Consider the following 24,056-nt stretch of genomic DNA (forward strand, 5'->3'; position numbering starts at 1 on the left):
TGAGTATTTAATGTACATGAACGATTATCTTTTTCCTTTTTACGCCGTCATTCTGGGAGTAATTATAGCTCGTCTTACCAAATCAAAAAAATCTTGGAATACCAAACTCCTACTCTCCTTTAGCGGTGCTTTTTTACTGGCACTAACACTTTTTGAATTATTACCTGAGGTCTATGACCATTTAGATGCCAAGCTTACAGGACTTTATATCATGTGTGGTATCATGCTGCAAATTATTTTGGAGCTATTCTCGAAAGGAGCCGAACATGGCCATGTACATATGCAGAAAAACGAAGCAACTTTTCCATGGTTACTGTTTGTTAGTTTATGTATTCATAGTTTTTTAGAGGGGTTTGCCATACATGAACATAACGATATGGTTTATGGCGTACTCATCCATAAAATACCCATTGCCATTTTGGTTAGCATGTTTTTATTTCAGTCTAATTATAATAAAATACAGATTGGCATCTTTCTCACGGTTTTTGCCTGTATGACCCCTTTGGGAACCATAGTTTCCCATACTTCCGAAACTGTTGCTAGTTTTGTCCATATTATTAATGCGATTGTTATTGGTATCTTTTTTCATATTGCTACAACTATTTTATTTGAAAGTGGCGATGGACATAAATTCAATTTATCTAAATTTATTGCTATTATTCTAGGGGTAAGTATTGCTTATTTTATATAATGTTTAGTAAAGAAGAATCGCGACAACTACGACAAGAGTTTTGGACCAGTTTTGGGAAATCATTTCCTAAAAAATGGATACTGTACAATACAAAATTAAAAGGTTTTAGTTTTAAGTTTCATTTTGATAATAAAACAGCTTTAGTCGCTTTAGACTTAGAGGATGATCTTGAAAATAGAATTAAATACTGGGAAAAACTTCAGTCCCTAAAATCAATTCTTTTAGATGATTTCTTACCTGAGGCTATTTTTAATGAAGTATATTTTTTAGATAACGAAAAAGAAATTTCTAGAATTTATGTGCCTTTAAAACAAAAAGTATCGATTCACAATAAAAATACATGGCGAGATGTCATGGAATTTTTTAATAAAAATATGACTTTGTTTGAAGCCTTTTTTGAAGCATATAAAGATATTATTGAAGGATAAATAAATAACTAAATAGTTTTCTCCATCTCGTAGTCATCCATCACAAAACCATGACCAATATCGGTAACCAAAGAACCTATCTTTACAAATCCCAATGTTTCATAGGCCTTAATGGAATTTGTATTATGTATATTAACCGTAAGCCTGATATTTTTTAATTGATAGTTTCTTGCCTTTTTTTCAATGAAACTCATAGTTGTTTTACCAACCCCTTTACCTCTATAACTACTTAAAATATAAATTTTGCTTAAAAATAACGACTCAAATTCTTTTTTTATTGAAATATAACCAACTGGTATGTTTTTATAAGTCATCATAAAATATTCATATCCCTCAGCTATCTGCTTTTCTATAGCCGTTTCAGATTGATATTTATCAAGCATGTAATCTACCTGCGCCTTTCCAATTATAGGAATATAATGCTCTCTCCAAATAACATCTGCCAACCTTGCTATTTGAGAATAGTAATGCATTGTATTAGCAACAATAATATCCGTCATATAAAATTCTAAATTACCTACTCAAATTAAACAATAAAAACCAGATTATCCCAATAGAATCTTATCTTCAAAATACCGTTTATCGAAAAATAATGCTTTTCATCTGTTTTTTTATATACCTTTGAAGACCAATCTTAGAAAAATCTCGTAACTAAAAAGAATTAAAAGTCGAAACCTAACCTATGAAAAAACATTTACTCCTATTTATTATATGCTTTCCCAGTTACTTTTTTTCGCAACAGTATTCAGATTATATAGGAGCTGGACATAGCAATGGCATCACAGTAACTTCAAGTAGCGAGCAAAGCCGTACAGATTGGAGAGAGTCCGCTAGTGCTGCGAATACTATTAACGGACAAGGTTTAGACGCTCGTTTATTGGAAACATCTCGATTCCTGGCTCAAGCAACTTTTGGAACCAATTTAGATTATATAAAAACAGTTTCCGAAAGCCCATTTGAAAACTGGATCGATACCCAATTTGAAATAAATTCACCAGAAATGGGACAGCGTGTTCAAGACATTAGCGATCGGGCATTGCTCATTTTTATTTCAAATGGAGGAAATCCTGATGATTTCAACGGTACTAGCTGGAATCATTTTCTATACGCATGGTGGGAATCTAATATTGGAAATGAAGATTTATTAAGACAAAGAATAGCCTTGGCACTAAGTGAAATATTAGTTATCTCATGGGATTCTAATCTTGGTAATTACGGGATTGGTTTGGGAGACTATTACGATGTTTTGAAAGATAATGCTTTTGGAAACTATAAGGATTTATTATTAGAAATAACGTTACATCCTATGATGGGCGCTTACTTAAGCCATTTAAACAACCCTAAAAGTGACCCAGAAAGAAATATCCATCCAGATGAAAACTTTGCAAGAGAGATCATGCAGTTATTCTCCATTGGTCTGTACGAACTCAACCAGGATGGTAGCTATGAACTAGATGGTAATGGTGATAGAATCCCAACCTATAACAATGATGACATAAAAGAATTTGCTAAAATATTTACAGGGCTAGGAGCTGCAGAAGTTCGAGCAAATGAGTATGGAGTTACTCCAGATTTTGGAGTGGGAATTAATTTAACTAAAAAGGATATTCCATTGACCATGTATGAAGAGTGGCATGAACTGGGGGAAAAACAATTACTAAATGGTTATGTGGTTCCTAGCGGCCAGTCTGGTATGAAAGATATTGAAGATGCCGTAGACCACTTATTCAATCATAAAAATACAGGACCATTTATCGCCTTACGTTTAATTCAGCAATTGGTTAAGTCCAACCCTTCTCCTGCTTACATATCTAGGGTTAGCAATGCTTTTAATAATACCAGAGGCGTACGAGGCGATATGAAAGCTGTCATTAAAGCTATTTTATTAGATGAAGAAGCTAGAAGCTGTAGTTGGGTTGAAAATCCAACTAGCGGTAAATTAATTGAACCTATGATTAGGTATTTTAATGTAGCCCGCCAAATAGATATAGACAATAGAAGTGGCCTAAACTGGAATATCGGTTACCGTTTTTATAAAGCTACTGGACAATCACCTTTAGGGTCTCCAACTGTATTCAATTTTTATTTACCTGATCATGTACCTGATTCCGATTTTGCCGCTGCGAATTTAAAAGCTCCAGAATTTGGAATCCATACATCAGCCACAAGTCTGGCTTATATAAACCGAGTAGATTATTGGACGAATACCAACTACTCCTCTATTTTAAATACATGGGGTTTAGAGCAAGAACCCATCCCTTTGAATTTTGAAAAATTAAAATATTATGCAAAAGAGCCTGAGGTACTAGTAAATATGCTAGATAAGCTATTTACGCGTGGACAACTTTCAGACGAAACAAAACAAATCATTGTTGAAGCAGTTGAGCCCATTCAAGGTACAAATACAAACACTGATTATATGCATAACCGTGTAAAAATGGGGCTTTATTTACTATTAATAAGTCCAGATTATGCTATCCTAAAATAACGCAAATGACTAAGCATAAAAATAATATATCAAGACGAAAATTTTTAGAGCAATCATGTGCTGCTCTTGGTTATACCACTATATTTTCATCATTAATAAACCTAAAAGCCATGGCTGCTACAGCTATGAACAATTCATCGGTCATCTCATTAGGAGGTGATTATAAGGCTTTAGTTTGTTTGATGCTAGGTGGTGGCAACGATTCTTTTAATATGCTCATCCCTAGAGGGAATAATGAGTATAATGAATATGCAACTACGAGATCCAATCTGGCCATACCTCAGAATCAGATTCTTCCGATTAATCCAAATACGACCGACGGAAGGACTTTTGGGCTGCATCCATCGATACCAGATATGCAGCAATTTTTTGAAAATAGCAATCTGGCATTTCTTGCTAATGTGGGAACCCTTATAGAGCCTTCTACAAAAGCTGATATAAAAAATGAGCTTGTAAAAACACCTTTAGGTTTGTTTTCACATTCAGACCAGTCCCAACAATGGCAAACAGGAAAACCTCACGAAAGAACCAATATAGGATGGGGAGGTCGAATGGCTGATTTAATTCAATCCATGAACTCCAATCAAAATATTTCAATGAATGTGTCTTTAAAAGGAGGCAATACATTTCAGAGAGGAAATCAAATCATACCATATGCTATTAAAAACAGTGGTAGTATAGGCATTAATGGTTATAATGGTCAGAACTCCTTTAATCAGCTTAGAACAGAAGCTTTAAATTCTATGTTAGAGCGAGATTATCAAGATATATTTAAAAACGCCTACAAAAACACCATAAAATCTTCTAACGATGCTGGTTTAGAATTTCAAGCTGCTATTGATGGTATTTCAGAGTTTAGCACCATTATGCCAGAAGAAAATGATTTAGCAGAACAATTAAGAATGGTTGCGAAAACCATAGCAAGTCGAGATATTTTAGGTTTTTCCAGACAAACATTTTTTGTTCAGATTGGAGGTTGGGATCATCACGATGAACTTATAATAAATCAAGCTGAGAAATTGGCTGAAGTAAATGCCGCTTTAAAATATTTTAATGGCGTCATGAATGAATTAAACACAAACGATTGTGTGACCCTATTTAGCGTATCAGATTTTGCAAGAACACTGACATCGAATGGGAATGGTACAGATCATGCCTGGGGAGGCAATGCTTTTATGATGGGCGGTGCCGTACAAGGCAAAGAAATATATGGCGACTATCCCGTTTTAGCTTTAGATAGTGATGTAGACCTTCGAAACGGTGTGATGATACCTACTACGCCAGCCGATCTCTATATGGCAGAACTAGCATTGTGGTTTGGGGTTCCTCCCTCAGACCTCTCAACTATTTTCCCTAATATCTCTAATTTTTACGATACAAACTCTGGCACACCGCCAATCGGTTTTATGAACATGACATGATGAAAAAACTACACATACACATACTGCTTATTTTTATACTTGTTTCTCCTGTAATAAGTGCACAATGTTATCCTGACAGACATAGTACAAGCTGGTTTGACAGTTGGATTTCTTGTGAAATCTCTCCAAATCCTAATTCGGCATACGGCGAAACCCATTGGATTATGTACGATTTTGGCTACGAATATGAATTAAAAGAGTCTAAATTTTGGAACGCCAACGAGCCAAAAAACCTTAATTATGGTATCAATGATTATACTATAGATTATTCATTAGATGGTATTACCTGGACAACTTTAGGTTCTTTTAAAATGGAACAAGGATCAGGCTCATCTACTTATGAAGGTAGTGAAGGACCAGATTTTAACGCTACAAAAGCAAGGTATGTGCTAATCACCCCAACATCAAATTTTGGAGGTGTTTGTTATGGATTAAGTGAAATGAAAATCAATATTACCGACCCCTTTGATATTATAGCAGAGGAAAATGGATTTAACGCCTTAATCTACCCCAACCCATTTGTAAACGATATTAACCTAAGAATTGTATCTGTCGATGAAATCAGCCCTATAAACTATACACTATATGATATGTTGGGAAGACCCATAACTTCTAATAGTATCGATTTTGTTGAAGGGACAGAGCTTTATGAGCTCCCTATAAATGGTAATACGCTCTCTACAGGGATTTATATTATAAATATTAAACAAGGAGACAAAACACGTACCTTTAAAATCATAAAAAGGAAATAGTTTTTTATAGCCTATTCAATTAAATGACATAAAAGAAAATCATGAAAAAATGAAAAATGGCGCCAGCTAAAACAAATAAGTGCCAAATAACATGATTGAAAGGTATTCTTTCAATGACATAAAAAACAATTCCAACAGTATAAAACAGGCCACCTCCAAATAGGAGCCATATACCATCATCTCCTATGGCTTTTGATAAATTAGAAAAATCGAACACAATAAGCCATCCCATTACTAAATAAAGAAGGGTAGAAAAAACTTCAAAGCGTCCTGTAAAAAACAATTTTAAAATAATACCAAATCCTGCAATACTCCATACAGCCAAAAAAAGCGTCCAACCCAAACTTGTATGCAACGCAATTAACAAAACAGGAGTATACGTACCTGCTATAAGCAGATAAATACTAATATGATCTACAATCCTGAAATAATGTTTTCGCTGCTTTCCCTTTACAGCATGATATAATGTAGAAGAAGTAAACAATACAATGATTGAAATACCATAAACGATAATACTAAAGAGGCTCCAATTCGTTTTTTCGTTATCAAAAATAATAAGCAGTATCAATGCTGCAATTCCAAATAAGACGCCTAAGGCATGCGTAGCAGTATTTAGTTTTTCTTCAAAAAGAGTTTGATCACGCATTATAAGTTTATGGCCCCTTATTAGGCAACCACTTATCTGTTAAATCAAAAAAGTCAAATTCTATAGCAGACTTTTGGCGCTCTAAGCGTCCGTTTTGAAAATTACGTAGTAAAATATCTTCAATTAAATAGTCCTCTTTTACATTTACAGGATCGAATTCACGCTTTAATGAGATATCGAACATGCTTGCCGTAGTATTATACCAAAATGCACGCCAGCCACTACGCAGTTCCTTTATCAAATTAAAAGCCGTAGTTCCAGTCTGCCTATGAATTAATTTAATGAGTATTTGTCCTTCTGTACGAGTGAGTTTCTTTAATTCTTCAGAAAACTCGCCTTCTATATATTTTTGAATGCGTCTGGTATATCGTTTTTTCTCGCGATTCCTTTTAAGTGTCGTTAATCGTTTTCTCATAGAATCCAAACGTTCTGCAGCCATTTTAGCATACGGATAGACTTTCATTGTTTTTCTTCTGAGAATTAAATATCTAATACGCTCTTTTTTATTATCAAACCTAAGTTTGTGCAAAAGTCTTACCTGCTCTAAATCTATGGAGAGTCGCGGAATAGAATCTCCCTTTATAATAAGGTACTCAACAGCTGTAGAATCTTCTATAATATCGTCGCTCTCCTGCGCAAAAAGCAAAACAGGAAATATCAAGAATATATATTTTAAACAGTTCATCAGTAAAAGTACAGGAGCTTCAATACTTCAAATTTAATAATTTACATGGTTTAAAACATTTTTTTTCTATTTATATTATTATTTTAGTGCAAATTTTTTAATAAATGGCGAAGAAAAGCATACTAAATAAGGGGTCTATGGCCTTTTTAGAAAAATATTTAAATAACGCTGCACCTACTGGTTATGAGTGGACTGGACAAAAATTATGGATGGATTATCTAAAACCGTATGTAGATGATTTTATTACAGATACTTACGGCACAGCAGTTGGTGTTATCAATCCCAAAGCAAAATACAAAGTCGTTATTGAAGGGCATGCCGATGAAATTTCATGGTATGTCAATTACATCTCAGACAACGGATTAATTTATGTGATTAGAAATGGTGGAAGTGACCATCAAATTGCACCAAGTAAAATAGTCAATGTCCATACAAAAAAGGGTGTCGTAAAAGGTGTTTTTGGATGGCCAGCAATACATACTCGTAGCCGAGTAAAAGAAGAACCCCCAAAACCAGATAATATTACAATTGATGTTGGAGCCAAAGATAAAGAAGAGGTCGAAAAAATGGGAATTCATGTGGGCTGTGTCATCACTTACCCAGACGAGTTTCATATTTTAAACGACGATAAATTTGTTTGCCGTGCTTTAGACAATCGTGTGGGTGGTTTTATGATTGCCGAAGTGGCCAGATTGTTAAAAGAAAATAAAAAGGAGCTTCCTTTCGGACTTTACATTACAAATTCGGTTCAAGAAGAAATTGGTTTACGTGGTGCAGAAATGATTACGCATACCATTAAACCAGATGTGGCTATTGTTACCGATGTTACTCATGATACAACAACGCCTATGATAGAGAAGAAAAAAGAAGGGCATCTTGAAATTGGTAAAGGACCTGTTGTAGCTTATGCTCCTGCAGTACAGCAAAAATTGCGTGATTTAATTACAGAAACTGCAGAGGATAAGAAAATTCCTTTTCAACGCTCTGCTCTATCACGTGCTACAGGAACAGATACTGATGCTTTTGCGTATAGTAATGGCGGTGTGGCTTCTGCTTTAATTTCGTTGCCACTTCGCTACATGCACACCACGGTCGAAATGGTGCATAAAGATGATGTAGAAAATGTTATTAAGTTAATTTACGAAACATTGCTTAATATAAAAGATGGTGAAACGTTTAGTTATTTTGACTAACTTTAAATTTCAATAACACTAAAGCCTCAATATTGAGGCTTTTTTAATTATTAGCGATTATGGACGAATATATTGATATCGTAGATGCCAATGGAAATCCAACGGGAGAATCCAAATTAAAATCTATTATCCATCAAAAAGGTTATTACCATAATACTGCACATATTTGGTTTTATACTAAAAATGGAACGATTTTATTATCGCAACGTTCGGCAAAAAAAACAATTTGTCCGCTAATGTGGGATGTATCGGTTGCAGGCCATATTGATGCAGGAGAAACTATAGAACAAGCAGCCATAAGAGAAACCAAAGAAGAAATAGGAGTATCAATTTCTGAAAACGATTTAAAAAAAATAGGTGTTTTTGAGTGCTTTCAAACATATGAAAATGGTATTGTTGACAATGAATTCCATAACACATTTATTTGTGAGCTAAAAGTTGATATTTCAAAATTAACACCTCAAGAGGAAGAAGTCGAAGCACTTAAATTAGTCTCTTTTTCTAATTTCAAAAAGCTTATTGAAAATATTGGCAACAACAATAATCACTTTGTACCTTCTAACAAATCATATTACGAATTCGTATTACAAAACATCATAGAGACCATTATTTAGACACTTATTTTAGATATTTTTCAAAATGAATTTACTCCTTTTTGCAATAGCTCCTGTATTCATAATTATTCTATATATCTATTATAAAGATAAATATGAAAAAGAGCCCAAACGCCTTCTTTTTTATAATTTCCTTTTAGGCGCCATTGTTAGTATTGTCATTACAACTGTTTTATATTATGTGTCCGATAGCGTATTACCTATTCTTAGTAGCACCAGTATATTCGATCAATTCATTAAAGCCTTCTTTGTAGTGGGGTTAATTGAAGAGTTTAGTAAATATATTATTATTCGTTATTATGCGCAAAGAAATGAAGCATTTAACGAGCCATTCGATGGGATTGTATACGCCGTTATGGTATCCATGGGCTTTGCTGCCACCGAAAACATTTTCTATGTACTCGAAGGAGGGTATCAAACGGCCTTATTAAGAGCTTTTACTGCAGTTCCTGCGCATGCAACATTTGGGATTTTAATGGGGTTCTTTATGGGAAAAGCCAAATTTTCAAAGAATAAAATTGGTTTGAACCTTATTGGTTTATTGACCGCAGTTATATTTCATGGTGCTTACGACTTTTTTCTGTTCATCGATTTTATACCTGGTATATGGGTAGGCGCATTTATATCCTTATTTATCGGAATTCTACTCTCTAGAAAAGCCATTAAACACCATCAGGAAAATTCTAATTTTAATGTTTAACAAATTATTTTCAAATATGATTTATCTCATAAATTAGGTTCTGTTTTTTTGATAATTTTAACGACCTCATCACCTATCCTGTACTTAATCATGAAAGATTTGGTGTATAAAATTCATATATTTACTACAAATTAATTCAAAACACAGATGAGTAAAACCTTTAAAACCTCTGTAAATAATACTTTCGATTTTGAAATTAAAGATGGTGATATTTCAAATCTGGACACTTTACAAATTTCAGAATCAAGATTCCATATTCTTGAGCAAAATAAATCGTATGATGCTGAAATTACCATAGCAGATTTTTATAAAAAATCATATGAAGTAAATATCAATAACAATATATACACTGTAAATATCTCTAATCAACTAGACGATTTAATAAAAGAAATGGGGTTTGCCATTGGGTCTGCTAAGCATATCGATTCTGTAAAAGCCCCTATGCCTGGACTTATTCTAGAAATAAACGTAAAAGTTAATCAAGAAGTACAGGAAGATGAACCGCTTTTAATTCTTGAAGCCATGAAAATGGAAAACATCATTACGGCTCCAACCAGTGGTGTTATTAAATCTATTTCAGTAAGCAACGGAGATACTGTAGAGAAAAACCAGCCTCTAATCGAGTTCGACGCTTAATACTTATTTAATTTATAAAGGACATTCAACATTGTATTGTAGGACATATAAAATTATATACACATGATGACATTAAACATTAAGTGTTCCCATATCTTATTTCATTTATTATGAACAAAATATTAGTAGCAAACAGAGGCGAAATTGCGATAAGGGTTATGATGACTGCTCAAAAAATGGGTATAAAAACAGTTGCCATATACTCTACAGCCGATAGAAATGCACCACATGTAAAGTTTGCAGACGAGGCTGTATGTATTGGCGAACCGCCATCTAACCAATCTTACTTAAGAGGTGATAAAATTATCGAAATCGCGAAGCAACTTCATGTAGATGGGATACATCCTGGATATGGATTTTTAAGTGAAAATGCCCATTTTGCAGAGTTATGCGAACAAAACAATATCATTTTTATTGGCCCCAAGTCTAAAGCTATCAAAATTATGGGAAGCAAATTAGCAGCAAAAGAGGCTGTTAAAGCATATAACATCCCAATGGTTCCTGGTATTGATGAAGCGATTACAGATATTGCAAAAGCCAAAGTTATTGCAAAAAAAATAGGGTTTCCCATACTTATTAAAGCATCAGCAGGTGGCGGCGGAAAAGGCATGCGAATTGTAGAAAAAGAAAGTGATTTAGAATCTCAAATGAATCGGGCTATTAGCGAAGCAACCTCAGCCTTTGGAGACGGTTCTGTTTTTATTGAAAAGTATGTGACTTCACCACGTCATATAGAAATTCAAGTCATGGCAGATAGTCATGGCAACATCTTACACTTTTTTGAACGTGAGTGTAGCATCCAACGGCGCCATCAAAAAGTAGTTGAAGAAGCACCATCGTCTGTCCTAACTCCAGAATTAAGAGAAAAAATGGGAGAAGCTGCTATTAAAGTCGCTAAATCCTGCGACTATTTGGGAGCTGGAACTGTCGAGTTTTTATTAGATGCAGAGCATAACTTTTATTTCTTGGAAATGAATACAAGATTGCAAGTAGAACACCCTGTTTCAGAATTAATCTCTGGTGTCGATTTAGTAGAACTTCAAATACTGGTGGCTCGTGGTGAAGCCTTGCCTCTTAGACAAGCGGATTTAAAAATTAATGGGCATGCGCTGGAATTACGTGTTTATGCTGAGGATCCTCTCAATGATTTTTTACCAAGTGTCGGGCATTTAGATGTTTATGAAATGCCAACTGGTGAAGGTATTCGTGTTGACAATGGCTTTGAAGCCCATATGGATATCCCTATTTATTACGACCCCATGCTTGCCAAATTAATTACCTATGGAAAAACAAGAGATGAAGCGATTCAACTTATGATAAAAGCTATTGATAACTACCATGTTAAAGGTGTTCAAACCACCCTCCCTTTCGGGAAATATGTCTGTGAGCATGAAGCTTTCCGTTCTGGAAATTTTGACACACATTTTGTTAAAAATTATTATTCACCTGAAGCATTAAAAGAACAAACAGAAAGAGAGGCTAAAATTGCTGCTTTAATTGCTGTAAAACAATACATAGAAGACCAAAAACTATTAAGAATACCAAACTAACTGTTAACAAATTCACTGCAATAGCACTGAATGACTAAACTTGAGTTACTAACCTATGGATTCAAAAATAAAAAAATTAAACGAACGTGTTGCTTTGGCCCACTTAGGAGGCGGACAAAAACGTATTGATAAACAACATGCAAAAAAGAAGCTCACAGCAAGAGAACGTATCAACTACTTTATGGATGAAGGGTCTTTTGAGGAAATTGGTGTTCTGGTTACGCATAGAACTACAGACTTTGGAATGGAAAATGAGGTATATTTTGGCGATGGTGTTATTACTGGATATGGTACTGTAAATGGCAGGCTCGTTTATGTTTACGCGCAAGATTTTACAGTTTTTGGAGGCGCTTTATCTGAAACCCATGCCGAAAAAATATGTAAAATTATGGACTTGGCTGTTAAAGTAGGGGCACCAATTATTGGGCTAAACGATTCTGGTGGCGCTCGTATTCAAGAAGGGGTACGATCTCTGGGAGGCTATGCAGATATATTTTATAGAAATGTACAATCTTCTGGTGTAATCCCTCAAATATCTGCCATCATGGGGCCTTGTGCTGGTGGCGCTGTTTACTCCCCTGCTATGACCGATTTTACCATTATGGTAGAAAACACGAGCTACATGTTTGTAACTGGTCCAAATGTTGTTAAAACAGTGACTAACGAAGAAGTAACCAGTGAGGAATTAGGTGGTGCCTATACTCACGCTTCAAAATCTGGAGTCGCTCATAAAACTTCTGCAAACGATATTGCTTGTTTAGAAGACATAAAACGACTCTTGAGTTATTTACCCCAAAACAATACAGAAACACCTCAGAAATTGGATTTTGAGTTGAAAGATGAGCTTAGGGATGTTTTATCAAATATAGTGCCCGACAATCCCAATAAGCCTTATGATATGCATGATGTTATTTCTGGGATTATAGATGAAGACTCTTTTTATGAAATCCATAAAGATTATGCCGAAAATATTATTGTGGGGTTTGCAAGGCTTGGTGGTAGGAGTATAGGGATTATTGCTAATCAACCTATGTTTTTGGCAGGTGTACTTGGAGTAAAAAGCTCTAAAAAAGCAGCGCGTTTTACGCGATTTTGTGATTGTTTTAATATTCCATTATTAGTACTTGTAGATGTCCCTGGGTTTTTACCTGGAACCGACCAAGAGTGGAATGGCATTATTGTTCATGGTGCTAAATTGTTGTATGCCTTAAGCGAAGCGACCGTACCTAGGGTAACCGTTATTACCAGAAAAGCTTATGGAGGTGCTTACGATGTAATGAATTCCAAACATATAGGTGCCGATTTGAATTACGCATGGCCAGGAGCAGAAATTGCAGTTATGGGCGCTAAAGGCGCCAGTGAAATTATTTTTAAACGGGAAATTGCCAATGCCGACAATCCCGCTGAAAAATTAGCAGAAAAAGAAGCAGAATACGCAGATAAATTTGCGAACCCTTACAGAGCCGCAAGACGTGGTTTTATTGATGAAGTTATTTTACCTAAAAACACACGAAGAAAACTTATTAAGGCTTTTTCCATGTTAGAGGATAAACATGTAGATACGCCCAAAAGAAAACATGGGAATATTCCTTTGTAATTAAAAAAGGAGTCTGTTTTACAGACTCCTTTTTTTCCCTATCCAACCAAATAAACTTTTAAATATATCATACAGATATAAATTAGTTTATCTGAAACTAAAACCACAACATTTTATGTTTTTTAACTAAAAATAAATTTAGCCTAACCTAAAAACACAAACAACAAGTAGGTTAATTGTGGTAGATTTAAGATAAATTAATAGCAACACAAATATCGCAAACAGCCCTAATAATAACGAATAAACGACTACTCATTCACTACTCAAAATGGGTTGGCCTATAAATTTTAATATTTTTTCTACTTAGAATTATTTTAAGAGCGCATAAACTTAATTTGGTAGTTTTTCCAAATTACTGAAAGTCGTTGTAAGGTGTTCCAGTAAAGTTCCCATTTCCTTGTTAAGGTTAATTTTTTTAGTAATGCGATAACGCTTGCTTTCAATGGCTCTTACAGATGTATTTAAAAAAACCGCAATTTCTTTATTTTTAAAGCCAACGTATAAGTAATAACAAATAATAATTTCAGAATTATTTAATTGCGGATACATTTTATTTATCCTCTGGAAAAAATCGACATTAAGGTCATTGACCAAATCCAAATGATTTTCGCTTTTGTCTAAAATTGTTGAAGAGTTAAGGTGTATAGTTTTATATAATTCTTTAATTTTTTTTCTTTGTGTAGATACCTCTCCTATAGTCGATATCTTTTTGATTTCACTTTTTAGGTTATGTATGTAATCTTCTAGCCCCTGGACCTTAACCACTAATTTTTTATTATTAGCCTTAATATAGGATAGATTACTTGTCTCGTTACTTAAATTAGCAGTTTTAAACTTTTGTTTTCTATAAAAAAACATATATACAAAACTCGAAGCTGTTAAAAGAATAAGTAAAACAAAAACCAATACGCCATTAACATATTGTTTGCTATTTACATCTTCCAGTTTCATTTCCGTTTCTACCAAATCGTTGTTTATTTGAAAACTAGTACTCATAATATCTTCGTACTTTTTCTCTTCAAAAATCATTAAAGAGTCTGTATAGGCCTTAGCCATCTCATCGTTATTTGAAGTACTATAGGCACCTACATACAATTTTAAATAATCCTCCTCAACATCCTTAGTCATATAATGTCTATTCCCAGAGGATTCTTTTAGATAATGAAATGTAGAATCTAACTGCTTTTTCTTATAATAAGCTTCGGCAAAAGACACATTTATTGAAGACTCAAAAGCCATATAATTATATGAAACAATTGTAGAATCGTTCTTTAATTTTTTAAAATCGTTAAAACGCGTATAAGCCGTTTCTAAATCATCTAGGTCCAAATAATTAAAAGTAAGTATGCTTAAAGCAAACATGTAAAAATAAGCATCATCTTTAGCTGCCTTGTATTTATGCATATTATCTAATAAAAAAGCATTACATGTTTTATAATCTTTATCAATAAACTTAGCATAAGCATATGCTAAATCAACTTCTAAATCGCCATGGGTATAATTTGATAATTTATAATAAGTTCTAGCCTTTTCTAAATATCTATGTGTTGCGGTATCTTTTTTAACAGCATAAACATTAGAAAACAGTGCTAAACTAGCATGACCTGCAATTTCATAATCCTCCAATTCCACGGCATGCTTTAATGCTAAAGTGCTGTTTTGATATGATTTTAGATTATCATTTTTCTCGTCATAGAATAAGGATTTAAAGTTATAATAATTGGGAAGACCTTTCTTAATATAATCATCAATCGGCTCTGGAATAGAATCTAAAAAAGCCATCGCTTTTTTTGATTCATAATCAATATAAACACTGGCAGAATCGACAAACCGTTCATAGTCGCTTGAGTTCTGACTATAACAAAATGCACTAAAAAACAATAATACGATATTAACACAAAATGTCTTGTGTTTTAAACTAAGTTTTCGGTCTATCAAAATTTCATTCTATATAATCCCCTCGTAAAAATATACATTTATTTTTTACGATTAAAAGAAACTCATAAAATTTTACCGTATAGCACAAACCAAAAAAAACCATCATTAACACTTAAAAACCAACATATTAAACCTAAAACACACGTCCGTAATAATCCAAATCCACAACCTCTCCTTTAGTCGTTTTGTAATCCTTTTTTATTGTACCTTCTAAAGTGAATCCATTTTTCTTGGCAACGGCTATACTTCCAATATTACGACTATTAGATCGGCATAACAATTTCTTAAAATGATAGGTTTTTGAAAGATACTCTATAACAAATCCCAAAGATTTAGATATGACACCTTGCCCTTCATAATCGGCATCAATAAAATAGCCTATTTCAGCTTTTGGAATATGCCAATCAATATTTTTAATATCGATCAAGCCAATAAGCATATCTGTTTTTAAGTTTTTTATTATAAAAGGAAAATAGCGCCTATCCAGTACAAGTTGCCTAATATCATAACAATAAGCATAAGTATCATGAAGTGTTTTGGTTTTAGATATCGTACCAGAAAAAAAGTCTTCTAATCGCTCTCTATTATTGTCGATTAACTTAAAGAATTTTTCACCTTCATTCGTATCTAAAGGTGTTATTTTAAAATTTTCAAACGTTATATCCATTTTAAACAGAGTTTTTATTATGACTTAGCTTTTACAATCTGAGCATTGTACATAAACGATTCCTGCCAACGCTCAAAACGTTTATCAAAAGCTGTTGAAAAAATTAAGTACTGGCATTTACCTATGCTTTCTGGTGTTCTTGTTACCTCTGCAAAGTGACTCCCTTTGATTAAAAACTCGGCATCTTCTACAATACACATTTGTAACTTGTTCAAGTTAATGCCGTTTAAAAAGAAGATTCTATTTAAACGCTTAGGCGTGGCAATAACAATATCTGTACCTAAATATATTTCTTCACGTTGTATATCAATATCATGTTCTTCGTAGGCAGCATAAACCCTTAAATCCGTACCTTTTTTAAATACATTGAATGCTTGTTCCAGCTCTAGCGCTGCTTGCTTATCTTTTACAAAAATTAAAACACGTGGCGCATCTTCGAATGCAGATTTTAACCTCTGAATAACACTTATAACGATACTTGTTGTTTTGCCTGAATTTTTAGGAGCTATAGCAAATAAGCTTGCTCCTGATTTAATTTTAGATAAAATTTGCTTTTGAAATGCCAATGGCTCATGAAAACCTTTATGTTCGATAGTATCTTTTAGAGTTGGAATGAGTTTTTTAAATGGCATCACTATTTTTCTTTAACAATTGCAAAGATACTATTAAAAGAAAGCAAGCAGCTATAAAAACAAAAAAGGCACTCATTGCTGAATGCCTTTTCTCACTATTAATCAATCTATACTATGTTAAAACTCTAAATCTGATACCAAATCAAATTCGTCATAAATAGCTTTATCTTTTAAATTATCGAAAAAATTAGCTGATTTATACTCAATACCATACTTTGTTCGGTCAATTTTTAACGCTGCAGTTGCTTTATTCCCATAAACAGATATAGTAAATGTAATAGCGTTTGTTTTGCCTTTTATAGTTAAATCTCCTGTTACTGTGTAAGCATTTTTACCAGAAGCTTTAACTTTAACAAATACTAACTTTGCTGTTGAATATTTAGCAACATCGAAAAAATCACCCGACTTTAAATGGCCATCTAATTTTCCTTTATATTCTCCTTGTAAATCGGTCGTATTGATGGTTGTCATATCTATAACAAACTCGCCTCCTGTTAATTTATCTGCTTCAAAATTTAAAAACCCTGATTTTATAGCAATCGTTCCTTCATGAGAGCCTGTTACCTTATAACCTTTCCAAACAACTTTACTTTTATCAGTTTTTATTTCCTTTTTATCCTTATCTATAGTAGTAAAAGATAATGTAAATACCGTTACAACGGTTAATAGTACTAAATTCTTAATTGTGTTTTTCATTTTTGTTTTTTTAATTGTTCTTATACTAATTTATGATCCGTAATAAAATTTTTCCTTAATTATTTTTCCTTCTTTCCAATCTTGTACTGCCACTTGTGTATAGTTTTTCACGCCCCAATCTTTATGGGTATAGTCAAAATGCCATTCAACCATGGTTGTATTTTCTCCCACGGTAACTTTTATTGGTTTGGCGCCTCTAAACTCGGTAATAGATGCAAAAAACGCTTCTTCTCTTTTACGATTTGCTGCTTTTCCAACAACCTCAGGGTTATCATTTTCCTGCATAACAACATCATCATGATAAAACGCTTCAAAAGCTTCTAGAGCTTTTCCCTGAAGAATCATATCATTTATAGTGCTAATGTTTTCAATTAATGTATTCATAACTTACTGTTTTATTATTATGATACAAATGTCTGAAACACCATTCGAGCAAAAAATAATGTAGATTATAAAATCATATTAATCTAGTTTAACTTTTATTGTTCTGCTATAAGTTCACTCTTAATTTTACTTAGAAACTCTTTAGTAATGCCTAAATACGAAGCAATCATGTATTGAGGAATACGTTGCTCTATTTTCGGGTACTGATTTCTAAAATAAACATAGCGTTCTTTTGCAGAAAGGCTAAAACTCCTAACAATACGTTTTTGTGAAGCAACAAATGCTTTTTGTATAATTTGTCTAAAAAAACGCTCTAATTTTGGAATGGCAGCGTATAAATCTTCAATAATATCATAAGGAAACATGATTAGCTCTGTTTTTTCTAAACATTGAACGTTATAATCAGCTGGTGTTTGTGTTATAAAACTCCCCATATCTGCAGTCCACCAATCTTCTATAGAAAACATGACAATATGCTCCTGCCCTTCATCATCTATATAAAATGTTTTTGTGCAACCAGAAAGCACAAAGCATTCGTATTTACAAATATCTCCTTGCTGAACGATAAACTGTCCTTTTAAATAGCTCCTGTAAACGACTTTAGAAAGAAGCGTATTTTCCTCTTCTTCTGTTAAAGAAACATACCTGTTAATATAATCTAATAATAATTGTCCTTTTTCCTTAATCATCTTATGAGTCTAGTAAACGTCTGTGATAATTTATTTGCCCTAAATGATAAGATAAATGAGTCGCTAAATGCACCAGGAAATATTCTGTGCTCATAGGCCCCTTAAAAACTACGATTGGATACTCTTTTTCCAAATTTTCATCTAGTAGTTTTGTCAAGACATCTTCTACCATTTGAATCGTATCATCTACTTGTTTTAACAATGTTGTTCTTAGTATATCCTTATGCGAAAATTCAAGGTCTCTTTGTCTTACATATCCTGTATTACCCAATGTAGCACCAATAAAATGATTAAGGTTTCCAACAATATGCAGGCATAAATTACCTGCCGAATTCGTAATGTCTTTGTTTAGAAGCCACAAATTTTCTTCGGTTTTATATGCCTTTATTTCGGTTTTAAGTTTATTAAGATCTCGAATAAAAATTTTAATTAAGGTCGTAGTAAGCATATTTTATCAATATTTTAACCCTGAGGTTCTTTCCTCACTAATTTACAGAAATAAGGTTAATATCAAAAATAAGAACGGCTCCTCCAGGAATACTACCTTTTCCTGAGTTTCCGTAAGCTAAATGGGATGGTACTAAAAGCGTACCACTACCTCCTTCTTTAAAATAAGCAATGCCCTCTTTCCATCCATCAATAACTTGCTGCAAACCAAACGATACGCCTTCTACACTACTTTCTTCAAAAACCGACCCATTAGTAAAATAACCTTTATAAGCTACAGTAACTGTTGATGTTAAATTGGGTTGCGCCCCTGTTCCTTCGTTATCAATTATATAATAAAGACCTGTAGGGCTTTTTTGTGCAACTAAATTGTTTTGGGCAATATAATCTGTAATTTCTTGATCATTTAAAGCAACATAATCCTTTTCATCATCGCTACTACATGAAACAAAAAGAGATAGTACCAAAGCAAATGCAATATATTTCATAGTTTATTTTTTGTGTAAATATAGCAAACACATCTACTTTATAAATTATAAAAAATGATAAAATTTATGAATATTGTAACCTTAAGTTTAAGCTTGCTAACTTTATATAAAGTACTTTTGCTTCATGCAAAAAACAAATAATAAGTTCCAATTTGAATTTGTAGCATTAATGGCATCTCTTATGTCTATTGTTGCTTTATCTATAGATGCATTATTGCCTGCGCTTCCTGAAATTGGGAATTCATTAAATGTTACCAATACGAGTGACAACCAACTACTCATTACCATGATTTTTTTGGGGCTGGGGTTTGGTCAGCTTATCTTTGGTCCCTTATCTGATAGCTTTGGGAGAAAACCCATTGTATATATAGGCTTTATAGTATTTATAATTGCCAGTATTATTTGTGTAACGACCAAAAGTTTTGAAATGATGATTATTGCCCGTGTGCTTCAAGGCATTGGATTATCTTCCCCAAGAACCTTAAGCATTGCTATTGTAAGAGATTCGTATAGTGGAGATTACATGGCTAAAATTCTATCTATCGTAGTTATGGTTTTTATTTTAGTTCCTATAATAGCTCCGACATTAGGATTGTTTTTGCTTAATTTTTATAATTGGGAATCTATTTTCTATGTGAATTTAATATATGGTCTTTTAATCATGCTTTGGTTTTGGAAACGACAACCAGAAACTCTAGACAAAGAAAAACGTATAAAATTCACGTCACATCAATTTATTGATGGTGCAAGAGAATTTATTAAATATAAGGATGCTGTGGCTTTTACACTTATTTCCGGCTTTATAACAGGTTCGTTTATGGTGTACCTAAGCACCTCTCAACAAATTTTTCAAGAGCAGTATAATATGGCAGATATGTTCCCATATATTTTTGCAAGTTTGGCCATATCTATTGGGTTTGCAACCTATTTAAATAGTGTTTTGGTTGTCAAATATGGTATGTGGCGTATTTCATATTTGGCGACTATAGCATACGCTGTTATTTCTATTTTATATGTCTTTTTATTTTGGTCTGGGAACAATCCAAGTATAGGTATTTTACTCGGCTTTTTTGCTATACAATTCTTTGCTGTTGGTTTCATTTTTGGAAACTTAAGAGCTTTGGCCATGCAACCCTTGGGGCATATTGCTGGTATCGGGGCGGCGATTAATGGTTTTGTATCTACAGTTATGGCTGTACCTATAGCCAATTACATAGGTGGTTTTGTTACCAATTCTGTACTGCCCTTATTTATAGGGTTTTCAATTTTTGGTGTTTTGTCACTTTTAACTTTTATTTTTCTAAAAAGGAAAAAGAGGTTATTACACGTTTAATTAAGTATCCCCAGATCGCCAATCATCCTTCTGTAATGTAAATTGAAAAGTATCTAATACTACAACAATTCTATTCCAAACCCAATTGGAAGCACTCACTGTATTTTTTTGCAATATTCATTTTAACTGTTATCCAGTCACAGAGCGTTAAGGAAATCAACTAATTACCTAATACGGCTCATAGTAAAAAAAGGTGTTGAGGTTCACCTTTTATTTTAACACATTTACCACATAAATAAACAGACTCACCATATTAATTTAGAAATAATATAATGATGACATAAGTTAGCTTTAAAATTAAATAAACCATGAAAAAAATTATCAAACCCCAAAACATAGGAATCATATTGTTTTCTATATCTTTATTTTTAAGCGGTTTCAAACTTATTGCGCAAACAACAGGTTTAGACGGTCCAAATGGCCTGCTACTTAATGGAAATGACTTATATATTGCTGAAGCAGAGGGAAACAAAATTTCTAAAATAGACCTTACTGCGGTTACCCCCACTATTACAGACGTGATAACAGGATTGAATCGTCCTACTAGCATGGTGCTCCATGGGAATGAAATGTATATTGTCGAAGCTATTGGAAATAAAATTTCTAAAATAGATATTACTACAGCGACGCCTACCGCTACAGACGTGATAACTGGGCTGAACGCCCCCAGTACAATGATACTGAACGGAGATGACTTATACATTGCCGAATATATTGGAAATAAAATCTCTAAAATAGACATTACCGCAGTTACGCCTACTGCTACAGATGTGATAACTGGATTGAATCGCCCTACTGGAATGGCTCTCCATGGCAATGACTTGTATATTAGTGAATACGGCGGTAATAGAATTTCTAAAATAGACATTACCGCAACCTTGCCAATTACTACGGCAACAAATGTAATATTTGGAATGAATCACCCATATGGATTGCTACTTGATGGAAATGACCTATATATTGCCGAATATCTTGGAGATAAAGTTTCCAAAATAGATATTAGCTTAGCCGTACCATTGGCAACACTTGTAACTAGAGTAAAAACCCCTGTTCAAATGGCTGTTAATGGAACCGATTTGTATATCACTGAATTTGATGAAAACAGAGTCTCTAAAGTCAATTTAAGCACGCTTTCAAATAATGATAGTAAAAAATTATCGCGTATAAAGTTATACCCGAGTCCTTCTCCTGGTTTTATCCAGATTTCTGGATTGACCAAAACAGAAAATTATGCAATTTATAACACGTTAGGAACTAAAATAAATAGTGGGATAGTTGCTAGTTATAAAAAAATCGATATTAAAAATTTATCTAACGGATTATATTTTTTAAATCTTGAGAACGGCAACACCTTTAAATTTATAAAAGAATAAGGAACATATTTTTTATACTATTTTATAAAAGAAAACAGTAGAAACAGCCATAAGTTTCTACTGTTTTTCTATATAAATAATTTTGTTAGATAAAAAGCTAATTAATGTTCTAACAACTTATACTACGCTTCTTAAATCTTAGCCTGATAAGTGTATAAATCATAATACCTACCATTTAAAGTGATCAATTCATCATGGCTCCCTCGTTCTACAATATGCCCGGCCTCAACAACCAAAATTTGATCTGCTTTTCTAATCGTACTTAATCGGTGCGCTATAACAATGGTTGTCCTGTTTTTTACCAATTCAGTCAAACTTTTTTGTATTAAAGCCTCACTCTCGGTGTCTAAACTTGAAGTCGCTTCATCCAGAATAATAATTTTCGGATCTGCTAAAATAGCACGCGCAATGGCCAATCGTTGACGCTGACCTCCAGACAACTTAACGCCTCTTTCTCCTATTAATGTTTCTAAACCATCTTCAAAACGATCTGTAAATTCATTGACGTAAGCTGCTTTAACAGCATTTTGCAATTCAGATTCAGTCGCATCAGGTCTTGGAAACATAATATTCTCTCTAATAGTACCTTCAAATAAAAATTCATCCTGCAAAACCACTCCTAAATATTGACGATACGTATTCAATTTTACTTTAGATAAATCTTGACCATCAATCGTTACCTTACCAGATTTCGGATTTAAAAATGTAGCGGATAAGCCAGCTATGGTTGATTTACCCGATCCCGAACTCCCAACCAGAGCTGTTGTTGAGCCAGCAGGTACGGTAAAATTAATATGGTGTAATACCTCTTTACCTGCTTCATAGGAAAAGGATACATCCTCAAAGACAATCTCTCCATGAATAGTTTCTAACCGAATGGCTCTTTCTTTATTATCTGCTTCTGCAGTCATGTTCATGAGCTCTTCAGTTCTATCTAAACCTGCTAATGCCTCCGTTAACTGACTCCCAATATTACTCATTTGCACTATAGGCGCAATCATAAACCCTAAAATAAGTGTGAAGAATAAAAATTCTCCCGTAGTCATATCATTTTGTATCATATAATAGCCTCCAATGGCCATGATGCCAGTAGTAGCTACACCAATTAAAAAGGTTGAAGAACTTGTCATTAAAGCTGTAGCTGTTAAGCTCTTTTTTACATTTTGAAATAATCTATCAACACCTTTCTCAAAAATTTTGTTTTCCTGTGTTTCGGCATTAAAGGCTTTAATGACCCTTACCCCAGCTAAGGTTTCGGTTAAGCGCCCTTTAACTTCGGCATTTATTTTACCCCGTTTTCTAAAAATGGGGCGTATGTATTTAAAAGCTCTAAGTGCAATATAACCGAATACGGATAGTGGCACGAATACAAAAAGTGTCATCCATGCGTTCAGTTTTATTAAAATAATTAGGGAAATAATGGCTGTAAAGGTGCCTCCAACCAACTGTACCAAACCTGTACCAATAAGATTTCGAACCCCCTCTACATCACTCATTATACGAGATACCAAAGCTCCAGATTTGGTATTATCGAAAAAACTAATAGGTAACGAAAGCACTTTTTTCTGCACCTGTGCTCGCAGTTCACTAATCAGATATTGTGCTTGAACGCTTAAAATGCGAGTAAGCAAAAACGATGTCAGCGATTGTAATAAAATAGCCCCCAAAACAATGGCTACTAATTTGTATAATAAATTTATATCTTTATTTGGTACCACCTCATCCAATAACACTTTGCTTTGCCATGGCAAAACCAAACCTGCCAAGCTCCTTATAACTATCAAAATCAAACCAATAAACACCAAATTACGTCGCGGCCATATAATGGTTTTAAAGGCCTGTGCCATAGTCACTTTATTTTTGGTTTTTGAGGTGCTCTTGAACTGCTGCATTGAAACGATTTTTAACAATAAGATTGTTTGCTAAATTAACCAAACTATATGAATAATATGGACACCTTATTAAAACATAAATACACGTATGCCCTTAATAGTTTCATTATTTTAGC

At 33.5% G+C, this 24,056-nt stretch carries 25 protein-coding genes; 13 read left to right on the forward strand and 12 right to left on the reverse strand.

The features are described 5' to 3' along the window. The first annotated feature begins 16 nt into the window (after positions 1–16). Together HHX25_RS01135 and HHX25_RS01140 are read left to right on the forward strand one after the other, a co-directional pair. A complete protein-coding gene (locus HHX25_RS01135; RefSeq protein ID WP_169669219.1) occupies positions 17–691 on the forward strand; it encodes a ZIP family metal transporter in 675 nt (224 codons plus the stop codon). Then, positions 691–1,119, forward strand: coding sequence for a DUF4268 domain-containing protein (locus tag HHX25_RS01140; protein ID WP_169669221.1), 429 nt, complete (start codon positions 691–693; stop codon positions 1,117–1,119). The genes HHX25_RS01135 and HHX25_RS01140 overlap by 1 nt, the downstream gene beginning before the upstream one ends. An 8-nt stretch (positions 1,120–1,127) precedes the next feature. On the opposite strand, the gene HHX25_RS01145 is transcribed toward HHX25_RS01140, so the two are convergent. Then, positions 1,128–1,619 carry a GNAT family N-acetyltransferase gene (locus tag HHX25_RS01145; protein WP_169669223.1) on the reverse strand — a complete coding sequence of 164 codons (492 nt, stop codon included), beginning with the start codon at positions 1,617–1,619 and terminating at the stop codon, positions 1,128–1,130. Between the two features lie 182 nt (positions 1,620–1,801). Between HHX25_RS01145 and HHX25_RS01150 the strand changes: the two genes are divergently transcribed. From HHX25_RS01150 to HHX25_RS01160, 3 genes are read left to right on the forward strand one after another with little or no spacing between them, the layout of a single operon-like run. Next, complete coding sequence (locus HHX25_RS01150; protein WP_169669225.1) at positions 1,802–3,607, forward strand: DUF1800 domain-containing protein; 1,806 nt, start codon at positions 1,802–1,804, stop codon at positions 3,605–3,607. 5 nt (positions 3,608–3,612) lie between these two features. Continuing rightward, a complete protein-coding gene (locus HHX25_RS01155) occupies positions 3,613–5,028 on the forward strand; it encodes a DUF1501 domain-containing protein (RefSeq protein ID WP_169669227.1) in 1,416 nt (471 codons plus the stop codon). Next, complete coding sequence (locus HHX25_RS01160) at positions 5,025–5,780, forward strand: T9SS type A sorting domain-containing protein (protein WP_169669229.1); 756 nt, start codon at positions 5,025–5,027, stop codon at positions 5,778–5,780. Before HHX25_RS01155 ends, HHX25_RS01160 begins: the two co-directional genes overlap by 4 nt. 19 nt (positions 5,781–5,799) lie before the next feature. Here the strand turns inward: HHX25_RS01160 and trhA are convergent, their stop codons facing one another. Continuing rightward, positions 5,800–6,426, reverse strand: coding sequence for a PAQR family membrane homeostasis protein TrhA (gene trhA / locus HHX25_RS01165; protein ID WP_169669231.1), 627 nt, complete (start codon positions 6,424–6,426; stop codon positions 5,800–5,802). A gap of 7 nt (positions 6,427–6,433) precedes the next feature. Further along, a complete protein-coding gene (locus tag HHX25_RS01170; protein WP_169669233.1) occupies positions 6,434–7,111 on the reverse strand; it encodes a DUF4294 domain-containing protein in 678 nt (225 codons plus the stop codon). A 104-nt stretch (positions 7,112–7,215) separates the two neighbouring features. On the opposite strand from HHX25_RS01170, the gene HHX25_RS01175 reads away from it, so the two are divergent. The 6 genes from HHX25_RS01175 to HHX25_RS01200 all read left to right on the forward strand — a co-directional run bounded on the left by HHX25_RS01175 (position 7,216) and on the right by HHX25_RS01200 (position 13,401). Continuing rightward, the gene (locus tag HHX25_RS01175; protein WP_169669235.1) at positions 7,216–8,304 is read left to right on the forward strand and encodes a M42 family metallopeptidase; all 1,089 of its coding nucleotides are present in this window, start codon (positions 7,216–7,218) and stop codon (positions 8,302–8,304) included. 59 nt (positions 8,305–8,363) lie between these two features. Next, a complete protein-coding gene (locus tag HHX25_RS01180) occupies positions 8,364–8,918 on the forward strand; it encodes an NUDIX hydrolase (RefSeq protein WP_169669237.1) in 555 nt (184 codons plus the stop codon). A gap of 25 nt (positions 8,919–8,943) precedes the next feature. Then, entirely contained in the window at positions 8,944–9,618 is a 675-nt protein-coding gene (locus tag HHX25_RS01185; RefSeq protein WP_169669240.1) for a PrsW family intramembrane metalloprotease, read from the forward strand. Between the two features lie 147 nt (positions 9,619–9,765). Continuing rightward, on the forward strand, positions 9,766–10,254 hold the full coding sequence (locus HHX25_RS01190; protein WP_169669241.1) for an acetyl-CoA carboxylase biotin carboxyl carrier protein subunit: 489 nt from the start codon (positions 9,766–9,768) through the stop codon (positions 10,252–10,254). Between the two features lie 110 nt (positions 10,255–10,364). Beyond that, positions 10,365–11,804 (forward strand): acetyl-CoA carboxylase biotin carboxylase subunit, encoded by a 1,440-nt coding sequence (locus HHX25_RS01195; RefSeq protein WP_169669243.1) that lies wholly within the window; start codon positions 10,365–10,367, stop codon positions 11,802–11,804. Between the two features lie 55 nt (positions 11,805–11,859). Continuing rightward, entirely contained in the window at positions 11,860–13,401 is a 1,542-nt protein-coding gene (locus HHX25_RS01200; protein WP_169669245.1) for an acyl-CoA carboxylase subunit beta, read from the forward strand. A 330-nt stretch (positions 13,402–13,731) separates the two neighbouring features. On the opposite strand, the gene HHX25_RS01205 is transcribed toward HHX25_RS01200, so the two are convergent. The 8 genes from HHX25_RS01205 to HHX25_RS01240 form a co-directional block, all read right to left on the reverse strand. Next, positions 13,732–15,339, reverse strand: a complete 1,608-nt coding sequence (locus tag HHX25_RS01205; RefSeq protein WP_169669247.1) for a helix-turn-helix transcriptional regulator — start codon at positions 15,337–15,339, stop codon at positions 13,732–13,734. Between the two features lie 133 nt (positions 15,340–15,472). Next, positions 15,473–16,006 (reverse strand): GNAT family N-acetyltransferase, encoded by a 534-nt coding sequence (locus tag HHX25_RS01210; protein WP_169669249.1) that lies wholly within the window; start codon positions 16,004–16,006, stop codon positions 15,473–15,475. 17 nt (positions 16,007–16,023) lie between these two features. Continuing rightward, on the reverse strand, positions 16,024–16,638 hold the full coding sequence (locus HHX25_RS01215) for a DEAD/DEAH box helicase (protein WP_169669251.1): 615 nt from the start codon (positions 16,636–16,638) through the stop codon (positions 16,024–16,026). A gap of 117 nt (positions 16,639–16,755) precedes the next feature. Continuing rightward, positions 16,756–17,334 (reverse strand): YceI family protein, encoded by a 579-nt coding sequence (locus HHX25_RS01220; protein ID WP_169669253.1) that lies wholly within the window; start codon positions 17,332–17,334, stop codon positions 16,756–16,758. A gap of 30 nt (positions 17,335–17,364) precedes the next feature. Then, a complete protein-coding gene (locus HHX25_RS01225; protein ID WP_169669255.1) occupies positions 17,365–17,718 on the reverse strand; it encodes a nuclear transport factor 2 family protein in 354 nt (117 codons plus the stop codon). Between the two features lie 95 nt (positions 17,719–17,813). Beyond that, positions 17,814–18,407, reverse strand: a complete 594-nt coding sequence (locus HHX25_RS01230) for a Crp/Fnr family transcriptional regulator (protein WP_169669257.1) — start codon at positions 18,405–18,407, stop codon at positions 17,814–17,816. 1 nt (position 18,408) lies between these two features. After that, positions 18,409–18,855 (reverse strand): DinB family protein, encoded by a 447-nt coding sequence (locus HHX25_RS01235; RefSeq protein ID WP_169669259.1) that lies wholly within the window; start codon positions 18,853–18,855, stop codon positions 18,409–18,411. A 37-nt stretch (positions 18,856–18,892) separates the two neighbouring features. Then, positions 18,893–19,342, reverse strand: a complete 450-nt coding sequence (locus HHX25_RS01240; RefSeq protein WP_169669261.1) for an FKBP-type peptidyl-prolyl cis-trans isomerase — start codon at positions 19,340–19,342, stop codon at positions 18,893–18,895. Between the two features lie 124 nt (positions 19,343–19,466). On the opposite strand from HHX25_RS01240, the gene HHX25_RS01245 reads away from it, so the two are divergent. After that, positions 19,467–20,675, forward strand: a complete 1,209-nt coding sequence (locus HHX25_RS01245; RefSeq protein WP_169669263.1) for a multidrug effflux MFS transporter — start codon at positions 19,467–19,469, stop codon at positions 20,673–20,675. 308 nt (positions 20,676–20,983) lie between these two features. Further along, the gene (locus HHX25_RS01250; RefSeq protein WP_169669266.1) at positions 20,984–22,048 is read left to right on the forward strand and encodes a T9SS type A sorting domain-containing protein; all 1,065 of its coding nucleotides are present in this window, start codon (positions 20,984–20,986) and stop codon (positions 22,046–22,048) included. 131 nt (positions 22,049–22,179) lie between these two features. Here the strand turns inward: HHX25_RS01250 and HHX25_RS01255 are convergent, their stop codons facing one another. Beyond that, positions 22,180–23,940, reverse strand: coding sequence for an ABC transporter ATP-binding protein (locus HHX25_RS01255; protein WP_169669268.1), 1,761 nt, complete (start codon positions 23,938–23,940; stop codon positions 22,180–22,182). Positions 23,941–24,056: the final 116 nt, after the last annotated feature.

It is taken from the genome of Flavivirga algicola, from assembly GCF_012910715.1.
Classification (GTDB): Bacteria; Bacteroidota; Bacteroidia; order Flavobacteriales; family Flavobacteriaceae; genus Flavivirga; species Flavivirga algicola.